Source organism: Streptomyces sichuanensis, from assembly GCF_020328095.1.
Lineage (GTDB): Bacteria > Actinomycetota > Actinomycetes > Streptomycetales > Streptomycetaceae > Streptomyces > Streptomyces cinnamoneus.
On the sequence record NZ_JAIXMK010000271.1, the window covers coordinates 1 to 933 of the forward strand.

The 933-nt window shown below is 71.4% G+C and carries 2 protein-coding genes; one reads left to right on the forward strand and one right to left on the reverse strand.

Features of this window, described 5'->3' with window-relative positions:
* Nucleotides 1-365 (forward strand): LuxR C-terminal-related transcriptional regulator (locus tag LE181_RS31900; RefSeq protein WP_225665102.1); only part of this gene is annotated, 365 nt, incomplete at its 5' end.
* Nucleotides 366-371: 6 nt separating this feature from the next.
* On the opposite strand, the gene LE181_RS31905 is transcribed toward LE181_RS31900, so the two are convergent.
* Nucleotides 372-933: hypothetical protein (locus LE181_RS31905; protein ID WP_225665103.1), on the reverse strand; the 562-nt coding region annotated here is incomplete at its 5' end.

Below are 933 nucleotides of genomic sequence, written 5' to 3' on the forward strand. Positions count from 1 at the left end.
TGGCCTACCTGCTCAAGGAGCGCATCGGCGAACTCGACGAACTGCTGCGCGCCCTGCGCGAGGTCGCCGCGGGCCGCTCCGTGGTCGACCCCCGCATCGTCGAGGTGCTCATGGGCAGCCACACCCGCGCCGCGGACGCGCCGCTGGCCGCACTGACGCGCCGCGAGCTGGACGTGCTGCGGCACATGGCCGAGGGCAAGACGAACCGGGCCATCGCCCGGGCCCTGGTGCTCTCGGAGTCCACCATCGAGAAGCACGTCAACGCGACCTTCACCAAACTGGGACTGGCCGAGGAGCCCCAGCTCCACCGCCGGGTGAGCGCGGTCCTCGCCTACCTCCGCCACGCACCCCGGGGCGCCGGGTGAACCGCTTCAGCCGGCCAGGTCCTCCCACGTGATCACGGGGCTGCCCGCGCGCAGGCTGAAGTCCATCGCCGCGTCGCGCACCGGCCACTTCAGCCGCAGCCAGTTCGGCACGGTGGCCGCGATGCCGTCGTCCGCGGCCAGGTGCCAGAAGGTGTTGGAGTCCTGCCGGGCGAAGTACGGGCAGAAGAAGGAGACCACCACCGTCACCCGCCGCCCCCGCGTCACCGGGGAGACCGCGTGGAAGATCCGGCTGCCGTGCAGGAACAGCGTCGCCCCCCGCTCCCCGCACGGTGCCTCCTTGATCCGCGGGTCGCCCGCGCGGGCGCCCGTGAACTCGTCGGCCCGGCCCTGGAAGTAGGAGAAGCGGCCGCCGTCGTAGTCCTCGTAGCCGTTGAGCTGGATCGTCAGGACGTAGTCCATGCCGTCGTGGTGCCACTTGACGATGTCCCGCCGGCCGTCGGCCTCGAAGTAGTTGATCTGCACGGTCGGGATCCGCAGGGGATGCGGGATCAGCGGGACCCCGGCCATCCGCGAACAGGCCAGCAGGAACCCCCGGTCACGGATCATG